This is a genomic window from Phocaeicola abscessus CCUG 55929, assembly GCF_000312445.1.
In the GTDB taxonomy this organism is placed as follows: domain Bacteria; phylum Bacteroidota; class Bacteroidia; order Bacteroidales; family Bacteroidaceae; genus Phocaeicola; species Phocaeicola abscessus.
The window spans coordinates 999-16,333 of sequence record NZ_HE997183.1; the positions used below are offsets into that span (position 1 = coordinate 999).

At 47.6% G+C, this 15,335-nt stretch carries 11 protein-coding genes and 3 tRNA genes; 8 read left to right on the plus strand and 6 right to left on the minus strand.

Annotated elements, in window-relative coordinates:
• Nucleotides 1–1,637, minus strand: a 1,637-nt coding sequence (gene tamL, locus BN102_RS11005) for a translocation and assembly module lipoprotein TamL (RefSeq protein WP_019207803.1), incomplete at its 3' end; no start/stop codon positions are given.
• A gap of 101 nt (nucleotides 1,638–1,738) precedes the next feature.
• Here tamL and BN102_RS04020 point away from each other — a divergent pair.
• Nucleotides 1,739–2,488: an RNA methyltransferase gene (locus BN102_RS04020; RefSeq protein ID WP_019207804.1), complete on the plus strand. Its 750-nt coding sequence runs from the start codon at nucleotides 1,739–1,741 to the stop codon at nucleotides 2,486–2,488.
• A 171-nt stretch (nucleotides 2,489–2,659) separates the two neighbouring features.
• On the opposite strand, the gene aspS is transcribed toward BN102_RS04020, so the two are convergent.
• The 4 genes from aspS to spt all read right to left on the minus strand — a co-directional run bounded on the left by aspS (nucleotide 2,660) and on the right by spt (nucleotide 6,772).
• A complete protein-coding gene (gene aspS, locus BN102_RS04025) occupies nucleotides 2,660–4,423 on the minus strand; it encodes an aspartate--tRNA ligase (RefSeq protein ID WP_019207805.1) in 1,764 nt (587 codons plus the stop codon).
• Nucleotides 4,424–4,470: 47 nt separating this feature from the next.
• Nucleotides 4,471–5,232, minus strand: coding sequence for a TlpA family protein disulfide reductase (locus tag BN102_RS04030; protein WP_019207806.1), 762 nt, complete (start codon nucleotides 5,230–5,232; stop codon nucleotides 4,471–4,473).
• 217 nt (nucleotides 5,233–5,449) lie between these two features.
• A tRNA-Pro gene (locus BN102_RS04035) sits at nucleotides 5,450–5,524 on the minus strand.
• 60 nt (nucleotides 5,525–5,584) lie between these two features.
• Entirely contained in the window at nucleotides 5,585–6,772 is a 1,188-nt protein-coding gene (spt, locus tag BN102_RS04040) for a serine palmitoyltransferase (protein ID WP_019207807.1), read from the minus strand.
• Between the two features lie 244 nt (nucleotides 6,773–7,016).
• Between spt and BN102_RS04045 the strand changes: the two genes are divergently transcribed.
• Nucleotides 7,017–8,030 (plus strand): diacylglycerol/lipid kinase family protein, encoded by a 1,014-nt coding sequence (locus BN102_RS04045; RefSeq protein WP_019207808.1) that lies wholly within the window; start codon nucleotides 7,017–7,019, stop codon nucleotides 8,028–8,030.
• On the opposite strand, the gene BN102_RS04050 is transcribed toward BN102_RS04045, so the two are convergent.
• Nucleotides 7,993–8,697 (minus strand): tRNA1(Val) (adenine(37)-N6)-methyltransferase, encoded by a 705-nt coding sequence (locus tag BN102_RS04050; protein ID WP_021312000.1) that lies wholly within the window; start codon nucleotides 8,695–8,697, stop codon nucleotides 7,993–7,995. The genes BN102_RS04045 and BN102_RS04050 overlap by 38 nt on opposite strands.
• Before the next feature lie 222 nt (nucleotides 8,698–8,919).
• Between BN102_RS04050 and lon the strand changes: the two genes are divergently transcribed.
• The 6 genes from lon (at nucleotide 8,920) to BN102_RS04080 (ending at nucleotide 15,331) form a co-directional block, all read left to right on the plus strand.
• Entirely contained in the window at nucleotides 8,920–11,397 is a 2,478-nt protein-coding gene (gene lon, locus BN102_RS04055; protein ID WP_019207810.1) for an endopeptidase La, read from the plus strand.
• The gene (gene tgt / locus BN102_RS04060) at nucleotides 11,387–12,517 is read left to right on the plus strand and encodes a tRNA guanosine(34) transglycosylase Tgt (RefSeq protein ID WP_019207811.1); all 1,131 of its coding nucleotides are present in this window, start codon (nucleotides 11,387–11,389) and stop codon (nucleotides 12,515–12,517) included. The genes lon and tgt overlap by 11 nt, the downstream gene beginning before the upstream one ends.
• 3 nt (nucleotides 12,518–12,520) lie before the next feature.
• Nucleotides 12,521–13,756: an LptF/LptG family permease gene (locus tag BN102_RS04065; protein WP_019207812.1), complete on the plus strand. Its 1,236-nt coding sequence runs from the start codon at nucleotides 12,521–12,523 to the stop codon at nucleotides 13,754–13,756.
• 190 nt (nucleotides 13,757–13,946) lie between these two features.
• Nucleotides 13,947–14,020, plus strand: a tRNA-Arg gene (locus BN102_RS04070).
• A gap of 34 nt (nucleotides 14,021–14,054) precedes the next feature.
• Nucleotides 14,055–14,128, plus strand: a tRNA-Arg gene (locus BN102_RS04075).
• Between the two features lie 645 nt (nucleotides 14,129–14,773).
• On the plus strand, nucleotides 14,774–15,331 hold the full coding sequence (locus tag BN102_RS04080) for a hypothetical protein (protein WP_019207813.1): 558 nt from the start codon (nucleotides 14,774–14,776) through the stop codon (nucleotides 15,329–15,331).
• The last annotated feature ends 4 nt before the right edge of the window (nucleotides 15,332–15,335 follow it).

A 15,335-nucleotide genomic window follows, 5' to 3' on the forward strand; every position in this document is an offset into this window, starting at 1 on the left:
AAACGGACGGAATAGGAATTTCGCCTCAATGTCCGCATCGTCATATTGCCCGCACTGTTATAAGTATACGTGTAGCCGAGACGCACGATGAGCTGATCTTCATAACTGGCGCGCAATAAAGAATTTCGGGCCGACATGTTATTCAGATAGTCTTCGAATTCGGTTGATTTGCGCGGCATATACACATAGTTGATATCCACGAGATCGAACTTGTGCTGACGCCGCCGATTACTCCATTTGTAGCTCCACGACGCTGCGGCCAAAGTGCGTGAAAACTCCGGACGGATTTGCTGGCCGAACTGCAGCCCGACTTCGGAGGTGGCCCGTACTTTCCGCCTGAAATTGGAAGAAAGAAACGGAATCATGAATTGCGGGAAGTTCAGACTCGTTTCCGCGCCGAATTCGGTATAATTATCGTTCACATAATCCTGACTGTTCGATCCGGTAATCGCTTCGTAGGCACCGCGCACTTTCATGGTAAATGTTTCCGATCCTTTGAATACATTCCTGTGCTGAAAAGAAACCGAAGCCGCTGCCCCCAAATCGCCGGCCGAGTTCGTCCCTTCGATTTCGAAGGCGACGGATTTGTCTTTTCCCTTTGCTAAAGAAATATACGCATCTATTTGCGTACTGTCGCTCCCATCGACTTCCTGGAAAGTAATATTCGCATAGCGAAGCGCTCGTAAACGACCGAGCAGCGAATGCGTCTCCTGGACATCCTGGTCGTTATACAGTTTTCCGGGACGGATACGATTGAAATCCGTCAACAATTTCGGACGGAAATATAACTTCTTCTTGTAATACACGGAAAATCCCTTATACACGAGCGAGTCGAACTCGATCAGACCTTCCCTGTCCAAGCGCACCACCTCTTTATCGACAATGAAATTGACTTTGCGAACGCTGAACTGTCGGTGCCTTTCGGGAATATCTTCTTTCTGCCGCTGATAGGGCAATAACCTGAGAATCAAATCCACCGAATGGGTGTTTCGCGCCGTATCCGCTTGATAGACGATAAAATCCTTATTAAAACGATAATAGCCGTTCGACATAAGCCCGTTCGTAATCCGTTGACGCTCGGCATCCAGGACATTTACGTCGAGCCTCATTCCGTTGTGGAGGAACGAACGGGCAGAATCTTTTCGGACGAACTCGGCCACGGTCGGATCATTCATCTCATAGGTCAGCTTGTGGACTACGTACGGCTTTCCGGCACGAATGCGATAAGTTAGCTTCAATTTCTTCCTTTTAATAAAATGATCGAGCGTAACCTTAGCCGCCATATAGCCCATATTCCGGACAGCCTTTTCAATTTCCCTTTGAGTTTTCTCCGCCGATTCGCTATGGAAGATTTCCGGCGCATCTCCTATTTTTCGGAAGAATCGATTAATCCTTTTAGACGAATCCCGCCCCGAAATGCAATAGATCCGCATCGGAACCTTTACGAAATTAAACCATTTAGCATTGGGATTCTGACGGATATAGGTATAAAACTGAGAAGGATCCACGCCTTTCGTATCCGATTCGATTTTTACTTCATCCAGCAGGTATTTATCCTCCGGGATGAATTTGCCGACCGAACACGAAGTCACGAAAAGCAGTCCTATCATCAGCATGCCGATTGATTTTCCAGTCATATACCGCGTAAACTTCGAATTTTAACGTACAAATATACGACTAATAATGAATTAAAGTTAACTTTGTCCGTAATTAAGTTATTCGTGTTATACCGCCCGCCATGCTTAGTAAGAATAAGATAAAGTACATCCGTTCGTTGGAGTTGAAGAAAAATCGGACGACCGACGGGGTCTTCGTAGCCGAAGGCCATAAATTAGTCGACGAACTGATCGGACATTTCGGGTGCCGGCTCCTGTTGGCTACGGCAAAATGGCAGTCAGCTCATTCGGTGCAGGCGGACGAAATCGTAGAAGTAACGGACGAGGAATTAGCGAGAGCCAGCTTCCAGAAAAGTCCGCAAGAGGTGTTGGCTGTCTTCGAACAGCCCTCCTATCCATTATCGACCGAGATGCTTTCGCATGCTTTATGTTTAGCGTTGGATAACGTACAAGACCCGGGAAATGCAGGCACGATCATCCGTCTGGCCGACTGGTTCGGCATAGAATACCTGTTCTGTTCGAACGAGACGGTCGATGTCTTCAATCCCAAAACCGTTCAAGCTACGATGGGAGCGTTAGCCAGGGTGAAGATCTGCTATACCGATCTGCCGCTGCTCCTGAAATCGTTGAGCGATATACCTGTCTACGGAACCTTTCTGACCGGCGAGAATATCTATGAAAAACAACTCGCCGATCACGGACTTATCGTGATGGGAAACGAGGGCAAGGGAATAAGCAAGGAAGTAGCTGCCTGGATACGCGAACGACTTTACATACCTAATTATCCTCGAGGACGTACCGCTTCCGAATCATTGAACGTAGCCATAGCCACAGGCATCGTTTGCGCTGAATTCCGAAGACGACGCCAGTAGCTGTGCATAATGTTCACCGCGCGCACCACCGCGTAACCGGTGGCCGAAGCGTTACGCACCCGGATAAAAGCGCGATACGAGGTCGGCGAAGTATCCTCCGAAATTTCGGAATGCTCCGGAGACGGAAAAATAAATTATTCCGACTTAGCGCTTGCTCTTCCGATAAAATTCCTATTTATTTTCTTTCACGTTGATGGTCAAGTGCAATTCATCCAGCTGCTTTTGTTCCAAATCGGCGGGAGCATCCAGCATCACATCCCGTCCGCTGTTATTCTTGGGGAAAGCGATACAATCGCGGATACTGTCGAGCCCGGCGAAGATCGACACCCAGCGGTCGAGCCCGTAGGCCAGTCCTCCGTGAGGAGGAGCACCGTATCGGAACGCATTCATCAGGAATCCGAACTGGGCTTCGGCCCGCTCCTTGGAGAAACCGAGGAGTTCGAACATTTTCTCCTGCAGGTGCTGGTCGTGGATACGAATAGATCCGCCTCCCACCTCGACGCCGTTGCATACCATATCGTACGCGTCGGCCCGGACGTTTGCCGGATCGGTATCCAGGAGGGGAATATCCTCCTCCTTGGGATGCGTAAAGGGATGATGCGTGGCCATCAGACGCTGCTCTTCGTCGCTCCATTCGAACATCGGGAAGTCGACCACCCAAAGCAGGGCGAACTTATCCTTGTCGCGCAGTCCCAATTGTTCGGCCACCTTCAGGCGGAGTTCGCACAACTGTTTGCGAGTCTTCATGACGTCGTCTCCGCTTAGAACGAGGATCAAGTCGCCGGGTTTGGCACGGCATGTGTCTTTCATCCGCTGCAGCACATCCTGGGCATAGAACTTGTCGACACTCGACCTGACCGTTCCGTCGGCCTCTACGCGGGCGTAGACCATCCCCTTCGCGCCGATTTGTGGCTTTTTCACATATTCCGTCAGCGCATCCAACTGTTTGCGCGTGTACGAAGCAGCTCCTTCCGCACAGATTCCGCCGATATAGGCGGCATTGTCGAATACGGAGAAGCCGTAGCCCTTCAGCACGTCGGCCAACTCGACCAAAGTCATGCCGAAGCGCATGTCGGGCTTGTCGCTGCCGTAATATTTCATGGCGTCCTGCCATGTCATCCGGATGAAAGGTTTGTCGAATTCCACACCGCGAATCGCCTTAAACAAATGCTTCGCCATGCCTTCGAAGGTGCGGATGATATCCTCCTGATCCACGAAACTCATCTCACAGTCGATCTGCGTGAACTCCGGCTGCCGATCGGCCCGAAGGTCTTCGTCGCGAAAACATTTTACAATCTGGAAATAACGGTCCATACCCGCCACCATAAGCAATTGTTTCAAAGTCTGCGGAGACTGGGGCAAGGCGTAGAACTGCCCGGGGTTCATGCGCGAGGGCACGACGAAGTCGCGAGCCCCTTCGGGCGTAGAACCGATCAGCATCGGCGTTTCTACCTCGAGAAATCCCAACCCGTCGAGATAACGGCGGACTTCCATTGTCACCTTATGCCGCAACTCCATATTCTTGCGGACGGCGGGGCGGCGCAAATCCAGATAACGGTATTTCATGCGGAGATCATCGCCCCCGTCGGTCTCGTCTTCAATGGTAAAAGGGGGAGTCGACGACGGATTCAGCACATTCATCCCGGAGACCGCGATTTCTATATCGCCCGTAGGAAGATTTTCGTTCTTATTTGAGCGTTCCTGAACGGTGCCGGTTACTTGAATGACGAATTCGCGGCCCAAACGATTGGCTTGCTCGCAAAGCTCGACATTGATCGCCTCGTTGAATACCAATTGCGTAATGCCGTAGCGGTCGCGGAGGTCGACGAACGTCATCCCTCCCATCTTCCGTGTCCGCTGCACCCATCCGGTCAGGGTCACCTCCTTCCCTGCATCGGAAAGTCTCAACTCTCCGCATGTATGACTTCTATACATCTCTTGTTTATTATTAAATTTTAGCGCCCAAAGTTACTCATTTGTTTTCATTCCGACGCTATTTGTTGGAGCAATCGAAGCAGAAAGTCTCTCTTTTGCGGATTAGTGCCGTCCATCACATACCTGACGATTCCCTCTTTATCTACGATGACCGTAACCGGATAGGCCTCGACCCCGAACATATCTTTCAAGAGTGTGTCGTCGGCAATCTGATGGAATCTGAATTTCTGCCTTTCTACAATTTCTTTGATCTCCTGTGGAGTATTATAGGTCACGGCGAGGTATGTCGCGTCGGGAACCGATTCCATCCACCGGTTGATTTCGGGCATCTCTTTGATGCAGGGGCCGCATCCCGTGAACCAGAAATTAAGTACCAACGGTTTCCCCCTCGTGCTTTTGTCCGAAAAAAGATTTCCTTCCACATCCTTTATGCTGAATCTGCCGATTTGATCCCCTATTTTCAGCCGATTGGCCCCTACCGGTATAACTGCCAGCGCACTCATTACTCTTATCCCCTTGGTCTTGTATTCCTTCAACAATTCGAGATCTTTGACGTTGTTTTCAGGAACGGCATATCGCAAGTCGGCGGCCGTCAAATGTTCGGGGTGATGAACTTCGAAAACCGTCTTGCCGTTCGGCAGCTTGTACAGGGTAATGGAATCCTTCTCGACCCCCATCGGCGTAAAAGTGAAATAATAACGGCCGATAATGAATTTGCACGCTATCAGGGAGTCAGCATCACGGAAAGCGGCATAACTATCGACAGTAAGCGATAGCGCAACGATTATCCATAAAATCTTATTCATCATTTTCTTCGGTTGTTCTACAAAGGTAAGTTATTAAATGAATATTTCAACCGGCGCTCCTCCGTTTTTATTCTGTTCGTAAAGAAAAACGATCCATAATTTTGGCCCCAATCAATGCGTTGTTGTATTATCCTCTAATGTGCCTTATTTCCGCTTGACACCTAAGTATTCGACACAAAAAAGGTAGTTACTTTATTGTAACTACCTGATTTTCAGCTTGTCGGGGTAACAAGATTCGAACTTGTGACCCCCTGCTCCCAAAGCAGGTGCGCTAACCGGACTGCGCTACACCCCGTCTTACTTTCTTTAAAAGCGTTGCAAAAATACGCCGTTTTTTTATATTTCCCAACGGATTTTACTTCAAAATCCCGAGCTGCCGGAAACATTTTGTCAATTTCTCGACGGCGATGCCAATCTGTTCCTTCGTATGAGTAGCCATTAAAGCGACGCGAACCAACGTATCCTGAGGGGCACAAGCCGGCGGAATGACGGGATTGATAAAGATCCCTTCGTCCAAAGCCAATTTGGTCACGGCGAAGGTCTTGTCGACATCGCGGACATATAATGGAATGATCGGGCTTTCCGTATTGCCAATTTCGAAACCGGCGGCGCGGAACCGATCCAACGCATAGTTGGTGATGGTCCACAAATTCTTTCGGCGCTGTTCGTCTTCCTGAATAATATGAAGAGCCTCCATAGCAGCGGCGGTCGAAGCCGGCGTCAAGCTTGCGGAGAAAATATAAGTACGCGAATTATGACGCAACCAATTGATCGTGTCGTGATCGGCGGCGATAAAGCCTCCGATAGAGGCAAGCGATTTCGAAAACGTGCCCATGATCAGATCTACCTTGTCGATGACGCCGAAATGATCGCAAACCCCCTGTCCTTTGCTTCCGAACACGCCGATCCCATGAGCTTCGTCAACCATCACAGAAGCATTGTATTTCTCTTTCAAACGGATGATCTCGGGTAGATTCGCCAAATCGCCTTCCATCGAAAATACGCCATCCACCACGATGAGCTTCACGGCGTCAGGATTGCATTTTTTCAACTCTTTCTCCAAAGCCTCCATGTCATTGTGCTTGTACTTCAGCTGCGTAGAGAAAGAAAGACGACGCCCATCGACGATCGAGGCATGATCGCGGTCATCGCAAATAATGTAATCGTTACGATCGGTAAGACATGAAACGACGCCTGCATTCACACTAAAGCCGGTAGAATAAACCAAAGCTTCGTCTTTACCGACAAATTTCGCCAATTCCTTTTCCAATTGTACGTGAATATCGAGCGTCCCATTTAAAAAACGGGAGCCAGCACATCCCGTACCGTATTTTTCTGTCGCTTCAATAGCCGCATGGATGATACGCTGGTCATAGGTTAGCCCCATATAAGAATTAGAACCGAACATCAGGACTTTTTGCCCGTCCATGATCACTTCGGTATCCTGATGGCTATCTATTTCGCGGAAATAAGGATATACTCCTTCTGCCTGATATTTTTGAGGCAAACGATATTTACTTAATTTGTCTTGCAATAATCCCATATCTTCAATATGTGGCGTAAGTATGCTAATCTTACACGTTTGGTATAATAAGTTTAAAATCGTTCCGATGTGTCGATTCTGGGAACCATTAACCGCCAAATCAGGCTGCAAAGATATTAATTTTTCATTATCGGAATGATTTTTTTACAAAAAAAATTTCTTCAAGGAAATCTTAGGGGATTTCTATTTCAAAAAATAAAAAAGCAGTAACTTTGCATGAGCCAAAGTGCTCAAAAGTACCATTATGCCCCCAAAGAAAAAGATAAGATTCATCGTCAATCCCATTTCCGGAACTCAAAGCAAAGAAACGATATTGAAGAAAATAAACGAGCTCATAGATCGGGACAAATACGATTTCGAAATTATCAGAACAAAATTTGCAGGACATGCTACAGCACTTTCGACCAAAGCCGTCGACGAACGGATTGACACGGTGGTCGCAATCGGTGGCGACGGCACGGTCAATGAGGTTGCCCGCGGCCTCGTTCACACCCCGACCTCTTTGGGAATCATCCCCTGCGGTTCGGGTAACGGATTGGCCAGAACCTTACATATCCCCATCGATCCCAAAGCCTCCATCAGTCTGTTAAATAAAGACCACTCGCTTTGCATTGACTACGGGAAGATCAACGACATCCCTTTCTTCTGTACCTGCGGTGTGGGATTCGATGCTTTCATCAGCATGAAATTCGCGGATTCGGGTAAAAGAGGACCAATGACCTATGTGCAGAATATCTTAACCCAATATCTCACCTATAAACCCGACACGTACGAAGTCACGAACGAGGATACCACCATCCAGCATAAGGCCTTCCTCATTGCGTGTGCAAATGCCGATCAGTACGGAAATAATGCTTTTATTGCCCCGCAGGCTTCGCTGGTGGACGGTTTATTGGACGTTACCATCTTGGAACCGTTTACGGTGCTGGACATCCCCTCGCTTACCTTTCGCCTGTTCAATAAGACCATCGATCAGGATTCCCGCATCAAGACGTTCCGAACGAAAAAAGTGTTGATTCATCGGGCTGATCCCGGCGTATTTCACATAGACGGCGATCCGGTAACAGGAGAAAAAGACTTGGTCGTCGAGGTCGTTCCCCAAGGGTTGAACATCATCGCTCCCGAATTGAAGAGAAAAGCTGCCTCCCGCAATGTCATGCAAGAAATCGGGAATTTCATTAACAACTTGCAGCCCTTAAAGGACATGAAGATAAAGTTTCCTACCACTTTTGATAAAAATCGCACGTCAAAGCCTTGAATGCTTCGCTGAAAACCTGAGGCCCCGTTTCTATTACCAACTGATTTACCTGACAGGAAACAATCCGAGGTCGCAATTCCAACAAAACTCTTTTAGGCGAGGCACCCGGCTTGGAAAAGACGGTGGTCTGCCGGCTTGGATAAAGATAAAACTCCATAGCCGTCGACCAGAAAACGTTCAACGATTCATAAGGCAGCACTACGGAGAAAGCACCTTCCGGCGTTAACAATTCCGAAACGCTCCGTAACAAGTCGTAAAAGCTCAAACTATCTGTATGCCTGGCTGTATTCCGTCGCTTTTGGGGACTTTTCAGAGAGTTTGCGAAATAAGGCGGATTGGATACGATGCAATCAAAGCTTTGTTCGGGACAATACTCCCGAATATCTTGTCGCATAACCCGAATTCTATTTTTCCAAGGAGAGAGTAAAATATTATCCATAGCCTGACCGTAAGCGTTTTCATCAATGTCGACAGCCGTTATCCGGGCATCGCTTCGTTGCGCAAGCATTAAGGCGATCAATCCTGTTCCCGTTCCGATATCCAAGATACGCGTGCTTTGAGAAACATCCGTCCATGCCCCCAATAAAACGCCGTCCGTTCCCACCTTCATCGCGCAGCGATCATGATAGACGACAAATCGTTTAAAAGCAAAATAATCAGCAGACATCAATGATATATTCATTGTTTACCATCGCCAAATGTATAGGATTTATCGGGCAATACCAAATATTAGGAATTATTTGAACTTATTGTCATAATTAATCCAAATAATAAAGAAAATCCGGACGGAAATAACTAACTTTGCATTTCATTTCGAGCTAAAAAGTTCGAAAAATAATAGAGGAAGCAAAAAGATTTTATGAGCACGAGAAAAAAAGCAAGCAGTTTCATGTTGAGAAACGAAAACGATGATGACATTTCCATGTTGACGGAGATCCAAACCGACCCTGAAAGGATATCCAATGGCGAAATCGATAGAGAAATACCCGTCATGCCCCTGCGGAATATGGTAATGTTCCCATCGGTCGTCATGCCCATCACGGTAGGTCGTCCCTCCACGCAGAAATTGATAAACGTAGCCTATAGAAGCAAGCAGCCGATCGCCGTCGTTTGCCAGATTCAAGCGGAAACGGAAGAACCGGATTATAACGATTTATTCCATATCGGCGTAATAGCGAAAATCCTGCGCGTATTCGAAATGCCGGGAGGAAACAGTACCGTGATTCTCCAATCGAACGGCCCTAAGATCACACTCGATGAGATCACCTCGTTTTCTCCTTACATGTCAGGCAAAGTGACCCCCGTTCCCGAAACCAAAGACGAAGAGAACATCGACGAATTCAAGGCCTTGACCGATACCTGCAAAGAGCTGACCACCAAGTTCATTGAAAAATCAGATAAATTGAGTCCAGATACCGTCTTCGCTATCAAGAACCTGGACGATGCCGAAATTTTAGTCAATTTCGTCTGTTCCAACTTCCCTTTCGAAGTCAATGAAAAAATTCAATTGCTAACCATCAACTCGCTAAAAGAGCGAATGTATAAACTGGTACAAATATTAAACAGGGAAATCAAGCTGGCCGATATCAAACAAAATATCCAGATGCGAACTCGGGAAGACATCGACCGCCAACAGAAAGAATATTTCCTGCAACAGCAAATCAAGAATATTCAAGACGAGTTAGGCGGCAGTTCGGAAGATGATACCAACGAATTGCGCAAAAAAGGCATGAAAAAGAAATGGCATGCGGACGCGGCCGCTATCTTCGATAAGGAAGTCACCAAGTTGGAACGCATCAATCCCCAATCGCCCGACTATAACGTCCAGCTCTCTTATCTGCAAACGTTGCTCGACTTGCCGTGGAACGAATACACCCCTGACAACCTGAATATCAACCATGCAGAACGTATTCTCAATAAAGACCACTACGGGTTGGAAAAAGTAAAGGAACGCATCTTGGAACACTTAGCTGTGCTACAGCTGAAAGGCGATATGAAATCACCGATCATTTGTCTTTACGGGCCGCCGGGAGTGGGGAAAACATCATTGGGCAAATCCATCGCCGCTTCCCTGAAGCGGAAATACATCCGCATGTCGTTAGGCGGCGTCCATGACGAAGCGGAAATTCGCGGCCATCGGAAAACCTATATCGGCGCCATGCCAGGCCGAATCATCAAGAGTCTGATCAAGGCCGGTTCATCGAATCCGGTGATCATTCTTGACGAAATAGACAAACTGAACAGAGATGCTCACGGCGATCCAAGTTCCGCCATGCTCGAAGTGCTTGATCCGGAACAAAACAGTTCGTTCCACGACAATTATGTGGATATGGATTACGACTTGTCGCACGTCCTTTTCATCGCCACGGCAAACGTATTGAATACCATCCCCCCTCCACTACTCGACCGGATGGAGCTGATCGAAGTCAGCGGATATATTACGGAGGAGAAGATCGAAATTGCGCGTCGCCATTTGATTCCGAAAGAAATGGAAGCAAACGGCATGAAGAAGGACGATGTCAAGTTCTCCAAACAAGCTCTCGAGCTCATCATCGAAAGTTATACGCGCGAAAGCGGCGTTCGTGAATTGGAAAAGAAAATCAATAAAATTATCCGAAAACTCGCCCTCCAACAAGCCCGTGACGGTTATCCGAGCACACGGAACGTCAGGCCGGCGGAGGTGAGAGAACTGTTAGGTATCCCCGAATATAACAAGGACAAATACCAAGGCAACGAATACGCCGGCGTGGTAACCGGATTGGCCTGGACCTCCGTAGGCGGCGAGATTCTGTTCATCGAAACAAGTCTAAGCAAGGGCGCAGGCAACCGACTGACCTTGACCGGCAACTTGGGCGACGTGATGAAAGAATCGGCCATGTTGGCTTTGGAATACATCAAAGCCCACGCTTCGTTGCTCGATCTGCCTGACGGTATTTTCGAAAACTGGAATATCCACATCCATGTTCCCGAAGGAGCCATTCCCAAAGACGGGCCGTCGGCGGGAGTCACGATGGCGACCTCTTTAGCCTCGGCGTTGACGCAACAAAAAGTAAAACCGAACTTAGCCATGACAGGTGAAATCACGTTAAGAGGAAAAGTATTGCCCGTGGGCGGCATCAAAGAGAAAATCTTAGCGGCTAAACGCGCCGGCATCAAAGAAATTATTTTGTGCGAAGATAATCGCAAAGACATCTCGGAGATCAATCCCATTTACCTGGAAGGACTGATTTTCCACTATGTAAAAGACATTAAAGAAGTATGGAAACTTGCCCTGACAGGAGAAAAAGTAAAAGATGCCATCGATTTCGAGAAGTTGTTGAAAGAGGGGACGAAAAAAGAGAAAAAAACAGAAAAGAATGACCTTTGAACTGCAATATACGGATCCGAAATCGAATGCGAGAGCCGGATTGATCACGACTGCGCACGGACAGATCGAAACTCCCATCTTCATGCCGGTAGGAACCGTCGGATCGGTCAAAGCAGTACATTTGCACGAACTGAAAAATGACATTCGGGCTCAGATCATTTTAGGCAATACCTATCATTTGTACTTACGCCCGGGATTGGATATCCTCGAACGCTCCGGAGGACTGCACCGCTTCAATGGCTTCGATCGCCCGATCCTGACGGACAGCGGAGGATTCCAAGTCTTTTCTCTGGCGGGAATCCGGAAAATGAAAGAAGAAGGCGTGGAATTTCAATCGCATATCGACGGTTCCAAGCACCTCTTTACCCCCGAGAAAGTAATAGATATCGAACGCACGATTGGGGCTGACATCATCATGGCCTTCGACGAATGTCCGTCGAGTACTTCGGAATATGCATACGCCGCAGCATCCGTCGAGCGTACGCACCGCTGGTTGGACCGGTGTCTCAAACGCTTCGATGAAACGGCTCCCCGATACGGGTACGAACAATCCTTGTTCCCCATCGTTCAAGGCTGCATCTATCCGGATTTGAGACGACGCTCGGCCGAATACATCGCTTCCAAAAATGCCGACGGAAACGCTATCGGAGGCCTGGCCGTAGGCGAGCCGACTGAAAAAATGTACGAGATGATCGAGTTGACCAATGCGATCCTCCCCTCAGACAAACCCCGCTACCTGATGGGAGTGGGAACCCCTGCGAACCTGCTGGAAGGTATTGAAAGAGGCGTCGACATGTTCGACTGCGTGATGCCGACCAGAAACGGCAGAAACGGTATGTTATTCACGAAAGACGGCATCCTGAACATGAAAAACCTGAAATGGGCAGACGATTTCTCGCCCATCGAAGCGACGGGAGCCTCGTATGTGGACACCGCTTACAGCAAGGCTTACCTGCGACATCTGTTTCACGCTCAGGAGTTGCTGGCCATGCAAATCGCTTCGGTCCACAACCTGGCCTTTTACCTGTGGCTGGTCGGCGAAGCGAGGAAACATATCGTCGAAGGAGATTACGCCGCATGGAAACCGAATATGGTGAAACGACTTTCTACCAGATTATAAATAATGAAAAACGCATCGACACGGATAAAGGAAGCAGTCAAAGCGGGTATCGAGCAGGTGACGGCCCTCGTCAACCGGATAAAGACTTTCCCGCGTTGGCTGGAAGCGCATCGGGAAGAATTGAAACCGAACAGGGAATGGCTTCGCATCCGTCATTGGCTAAAACGATTGGACATTTACATCATCAAGAAATTTCTCGGAACCTATTTCTTCGCCATTGCGCTGATCATTTCCATCGCTGTGGTTTTCGACATCAACGAGAATATCGACCGGTTCATCAGCAACAAGGCTCCCGTGCACGCCGTCATTTTCGATTATTACCTGAACTTCATCCCCTACTTCTCCAACTTATTCAGCCCCCTGTTCGTCTTTATAGCCGTTATTTTTTTCACTGCGAAACTGGCGGAGAACTCGGAGATCATCGCCATGTTCTCCACCGGCATGAGCTTCAAACGGATGATGCGACCGTACATGATTTCGGCCGCTATCATTTCGATCCTGACCTTCGGCTTAGGGGCTTACGTCATCCCAAAGGGAAACGTCACCCGCCTGGACTTCGAAGATCAGTATAAGAAAAAAAGGAAGATGGAATACGTCCGCAATGTACAGTTGGAAGTGGACGAGGGCGTCATCGCCTACATCGAACGCTATGAAGACTTTAATAAAACCGGGTATCGCTTTTCGTTAGACAAGTTCAAGGAAAAGAAACTGATCTCGCATCTGACGGCCAGAAGCATTACTTACGATACGACGAACGTCTACAAGTGGACGATCAAAGACTACATGATCCGCCAGCTGGAAGGCATGAAAGAACATATCACCCGAGGAAGCCAGATAGACTCCGTCATCAAAATGGAACCGCGCGATTTCCTCATCATGAAAAACCAGCAGCAGACGATGACCAGTCCGCAGTTGAGCGAATACATCGCCAAACAGAAGAAACGCGGATTCGCCAATATCAAAGAGTTCGAAATAGAATACCACCAACGGATAGCCATGTCGTTCGCAGCCTTCATCCTGACCACGATCGGCGTCTCGCTCTCCTCGCGAAAGGTGAAAGGCGGAATGGGGCTCTACTTAGGAATCGGCTTGGCGTTGAGCTTCTCGTATATCCTTTTTCAAACCGTATCGTCCACGTTCGCGGTTAACGGGAACACCTCCCCTTTGGTCGCCGTGTGGATACCCAACATCCTGTACGCGTTCATCGCCCTCTATTTATACAAGAAAGCACCCAAATAAATCCGTATACGTCCGAATTGCCGAACATCCGAGTCTGAATACCGTCCGCTGCCCGACCTGCCACGAACGCTTCGCCCTTTCTGTAGGAAATCGAACGATGTCCGCTTTACGTAAAAATTCATTTAAATGATTTGGAAAATCGGAAAAAGGATGTATCTTTGCACCCGTCGAATAAAAGAGGCAAGAAATCGGTTCCGTAGCTCAATTGAATAGAGCATCTGACTACGGATCAGAAGGTTTAGGGTTTGAATCCCTACGGAATCACCGCCAAGCACTTTTATTCTCACAACAACAGAACGGTTCCGTAGCTCAATTGAATAGAGCATCTGACTACGGATCAGAAGGTTTAGGGTTTGAATCCCTACGGAATCACCGCCAGGGGGCGTTAATCCAAGCAATCATCACTTTATTCTCGCCGATAATGCCGATCGGGATGTCTATCAATGTATTTGAGGAAAAAATGAATACGCCATAGGCGGACAATAGGTCGATTACGCAGGGAATTCAAACTCTCTGCGCGGTGAATTAAAATTGTGTGCGCAGAGAATTAAAATTGTGTGCGCAGAGAATTAAAATTGTGTGCGTAGAGAATTAAAATTGTGTGCGTAGAGAATTTAAACCCTCTGCGCAGTTGTCAAGAGTTCCGTATCGAGTATATTCAATTGGACAATCGTGGACTATGCCTTGCTCTTTCACCCGACTCAAATAATGAAAGCACTTCCCCCTCTCTATTTCATAACTGTTTCCCGCATCTAACTATGACTTCTCCCGACTTGTTTACTAACTTGCCTTTGTTTTGTTGAACACAATATCTGCCTTTTGATGTCGGCAGATATTCTACCGAGAGTAAAACTTCGTTCAGACGGGCGAGGAAAATTTTCATTCGTAATAATTCGGCTCGCCATATGTCGAATTTCAATTAAATTCTTTACCTTTACAGCGTTTCGTTATAAAACCATCTTACAAGCAGTTTAATCGCTTATCCGTTTTAAGAATTAGTAAAAAATTGTTTTTGCCATGAAAAGAATTTTTGTCTTGCTATCGTTCGCTTGCATTGCGCTCTCCGGTTATTCGCAAGAGCATGCTTCGCAGTATTACATGTCGTACTTTGCGAAGTATTACCGTATCGATGTCGTCAACTATGAAAACGAAGGCTTTTGTGCCAAGATCGACCTCGAATCGTCCAACGAGGCCGTAACGCCGAGCTTATATATCAAATACGCGAATATTCCCAACTTCATCGTCAACTTGGAAATTATCAAAACCCGATTCGTCAAACATGCCTTACAAGCCGTAAAGGATGGGACGAAAAACGTCAAAACGCCTTTGGAATCATATTTTAAGCGAGGTTTCATAACGTATGCCACCAACTCGAAAATTTATCAGGACACCAACATCAAGATGAAAGCATTCTTTGAAGTCAAAGATGACGGCCAATGCCTCGCCGTGATCAAGTCGCCCGCCTTTACAGCGCCTAAAAGGGAAGCTGAGAACAATGCGCGAAGTTTTTTCATCTTCCAGACTCCCGATGAATTCGACGAGCTGATCGATCACCTGAAAAAGCTTACGAAATAGGGTG